Origin of the sequence: Shewanella sp. CAL98-MNA-CIBAN-0140 (assembly GCF_040309905.1) — a bacterium.
GTDB lineage: Bacteria > Pseudomonadota > Gammaproteobacteria > Enterobacterales > Shewanellaceae > Shewanella > Shewanella psychromarinicola.
Window position 1 is genome coordinate 1 of sequence record NZ_JBEOPI010000073.1, and the last position, 3,658, is coordinate 3,658.

At 40.8% G+C, this 3,658-nt stretch carries 3 protein-coding genes; all 3 read left to right on the forward strand.

Going from position 1 to position 3,658, the window contains the following annotated elements; all coding sequences use genetic code 11:
- Nucleotides 1-115: 115 nt before the first annotated feature.
- The 3 genes from AAEY93_RS20125 (at nucleotide 116) to AAEY93_RS20135 (ending at nucleotide 3,601) form a co-directional block, all read left to right on the forward strand.
- A protein-coding gene (locus AAEY93_RS20125; protein WP_351079392.1) for an IS3 family transposase occupies nucleotides 116-1,689 on the forward strand; the annotation gives its coding sequence in 2 pieces (ribosomal slippage) (nucleotides 116-590 and nucleotides 590-1,689; 1,575 coding nt in all).
- A 252-nt stretch (nucleotides 1,690-1,941) separates the two neighbouring features.
- Entirely contained in the window at nucleotides 1,942-2,439 is a 498-nt protein-coding gene (locus AAEY93_RS20130; protein WP_124013677.1) for a DUF6795 domain-containing protein, read from the forward strand.
- A gap of 25 nt (nucleotides 2,440-2,464) precedes the next feature.
- The gene (locus AAEY93_RS20135; RefSeq protein ID WP_351079395.1) at nucleotides 2,465-3,601 is read left to right on the forward strand and encodes a lipase family protein; all 1,137 of its coding nucleotides are present in this window, start codon (nucleotides 2,465-2,467) and stop codon (nucleotides 3,599-3,601) included.
- Nucleotides 3,602-3,658: the final 57 nt, after the last annotated feature.

The window sequence follows — 3,658 nt, forward strand, 5'->3', positions numbered from 1 at the left end:
ACTGATCTGATCGACTGATATAAATAAAGTTCAATTGAAGCCTAATTTATTTGTGTATAAGAGTCAGGTGTCAGGATAGTTGTCGCCTCTACTTTTTTAGTTAGAGGAGATTAAAATGAAGAGAAAATTCACTACATCATTTAAGATACAAGCAGTCGAAAAGGCGCTTAGTCGAAATGAGAATTCAACATTAACTGAGATAGCTAATTCACTGGGTATTGGCGCTTCAACACTCAGCAAGTGGATTGTAAAAGCGAGTAACCAAAAATTTGAAACAGCTTCACATGATGATATAACAAGTATGAGTAATGATAAACGGCCACAAGATTGGACATTAAAAGAACGGTTTAACATGGTCGTTGTGTGTGCCTCTTTGAGCGACGACGCATTAAACACTCACTGTCGCTCGCAGGGGATTTACCCTCATCATGTGAAGCAGTGGAAGCTTGATTTCCTTAATGACAAGACTCACAAGCCGAAAACGGTTGCCCCATCAGAAATAAAAATCTTGAAGCATGAAAATAAATCATTAAAAAAAGAGCTTAATCGTAAAGACAAAGCATTAGCTGAAACAGCTGCATTATTGGTGCTCAAAAAAAAAGTCCACGAGATTTGGGGAAACGACGAGGACAATTAACCACCTGTTCAGAACGGCTGCGTATCTTGAGCCTTGTTAGAGAAGCTAGCGATGCAGGTGCTAGGCAAAAGATGGCCTGTGAAATAATTGGAATTAGCGCCAAAACACTACAACGATGGTTACAGACAAACAATGACAAAGATGGGCGAATAGAGGCAATACATGCACCTCAAAACAAGTTGACATCAATCGAGCAACAACGAATATTAAAAGTGGTCAATGAGCCTGAATTTGCCCATTTACCACCAAGTCAAATTGTACCGATACTTGCTGATAAAGGGATATATATAGGATCTGAATCGAGTATTTACAGAATATTAAAGAATAAAAAGCAGCTTCAGCATCGTTTAAAAAGCAAGCCTGCAAGAACGGTAATTAAGCCAAAGGCATTAACTGCAACCGGCCCCAATCAGGTGTATACATGGGATATCACCTATTTACCGACAAGTGTTAAGGGGAGCTTTTTTTACTTATATTTAGTGCTTGATATTTTTAGCCGTAAAATTGTTGGCTGGCAAGTACATTGCGATGAGCTTAGTGCTCTGGCGGCCGATTTGATGACCGATATTTGCTTGCGCGAGAAGGTAAAACCTCATCAAGTCACGCTACACTCTGATAATGGCAGCCCAATGAAAGGAGCAACTATGTTGGCAACGCTACAAGAATTAGGCGTAATGCCTTCATTTAGCCGCCCATCAGTAAGCAATGACAACCCCTATTCGGAGTCAATATTTAGGACATTAAAGTATCGACCAGAATACCCAGAAAAAGCATTTGAAGATCTTGATGCTGCACGCGAATGGGTGTTCGGGTTTACTAAATGGTATAACGATGAACATCGGCACAGTGGTATTAAATTTGTGACACCATCGAAGCGTCATCAAGGGCTTGATGACGCTATTTTATTAAATCGAGTGGCGGTTTATAAGAGAGCAAAAGCAGAAAAGCCGAGTCGTTGGTCGGGTGAAATTAAGAATTGGGATCTGATTAAAGAGGTTAATCTTAACCCAGAGAAATCTAAGGTTGAAATAAAAGAGGGCAAGGTGGCATAAAATCAAATACCAGGCGACAACTCCCTTGAAAAACACCGTAATCGACACACCCCATCTAATCATTACCCCTTAAAAAATAGTCACTTATGATAATAGATCCCCTTACTGAATCGCTCTACAATACCTAGTTAAAAATTAACCATATAAAAATTAAAGCAGGGAGTGGCTTCATCTATGGGCTACAGAGCATATATTGGAATTGTCGCATTCCTGTCTATCATCTTCGCTGTTAGTTGCTTCTCGGAGGAATCAATGTTTAGCATGTTTAAAAAAGTCGATGTCGAGGTGTTTCCTGAGGTGGTGGGCAGTTTAGCTCATGACAGCAAGCCTTTAGCCGGTATTAAGCTAAAAAGAGGGTATAAATACTCTGGTGTGATGGAAGACATAGAGTGGGATTACACCACTACTGACGATGAAGGCAAATTTAGCTTTCCTGAAATCATTTATAGAACAAATCACCCTAATAAACCTTTTGCTGAAACGCGCGTTGCGCAAGCAATTAAAGTCGCAGAGGGAGACTATACAGACACTTTTTTGTGGTCAACAGTGACTAGAGGCGAGAAACACATATCTTATCTAGTCGAGCGATTAGCACAATTAGATTGTGACCTAGCTAATGAAGCCATTAGTCAAGAAATCATTGATGAAGAGTTCCCCAGCGGAGTTGTGCGATATCAGGTATTCAGTATTTGTAGCTGGCCTGAGCTGGAAAAATTAGAAATCGAGAAGCAAAAAAAATTCGGTGAATAGCAATAATAGTTAACAAGGAATGTTTATGACTCAATTAACCCCCAAATTAGCCTCCGAGCTGGCAGCTAAAGTGTACGATGTAATCGATTTAGACTTGGCACCCAACTTTGCTAATCCATACATTAAAAAACACTTTACATTCAACAATGTCGGTATAGGCAAAACTGGCGGGTTTATTTTCAATCGCCAGTCAGGTTTTGCGGCTATGGGGTTAGGCAAAGGACAATACCAAGGTGATGCTATCATAGCGATCCGCGGTACTGAATTTAGCTCTGCTGCGGACTGGTCTACTAATGCTCAAATTGGTTTAAGTGTCGGTGATGGCAGCCAAATAGTGCACGCTGGTTTTAATAATGCTTTTACTTCATTAAGACCGCAATTTGCGACTTTTTTAGATAAGTGGCGTACTTCAAATCCCGGTAAAGCAATTCATTTTGTCGGCCACAGTTTAGGTGGTGCAATAGCTTCACTCGCTGCGGACTGGGCATCTGTTAATAACTACGCTTCAAATATTAATTTATACACTTTTGGTTCTCCAAGAGTTGGACAACAAGGTTTTGCCACGGCTAACACTCATAGACTTAATCAAATTTACCGCTGCACCCACGGCGCAGATGTAGTGCCTAAAGTGCCTTTATGGCCTTTTATTCATGCGCCTTATCAAGGCGTTGAATATCGCTTAGATAACAGCCAAGGTTTGAGGGTTAGTGCTCATGGTATGGATCCTAAAGCTGGGGCCGAACCAGGTTATTTAGTCTCTGCAAACACTGAGCATTGGGGCCATTTACATGTTAAAGCTAGCGAATATTTAAAACCGGTAAAATTACGTTATGAAAACCGCAATCAAGCAAGCTATTCAGACCAGTGGAGTGACAAACTCAGCGCAGCATTAATTACGGTCTTAAAAGAGGCTGGATATTATGGCGCAATTGTAGCACAAGCAACGGCATCTTACGGTTTGACATTCTATGACCTTGTCGCCAAAACCCTTGAAAAAATTGCTGCTGCAGCAAGTTCTTTCGCCGACGATGTCAGAGGCCTACTCGGTCATATGTTGTCTTTTGCAGGAGCAGTCGTAACAACCGTAGTTGACTTAACTTTTGCCACTATACGAGCCATTTTCAATAAAATGCTTTCACGCTTATATACCCGTGATCATTGAAAATGCTTGATTTTGTCCCAAATGGGATCATCATAGCCCCATGAAACAAATTACACT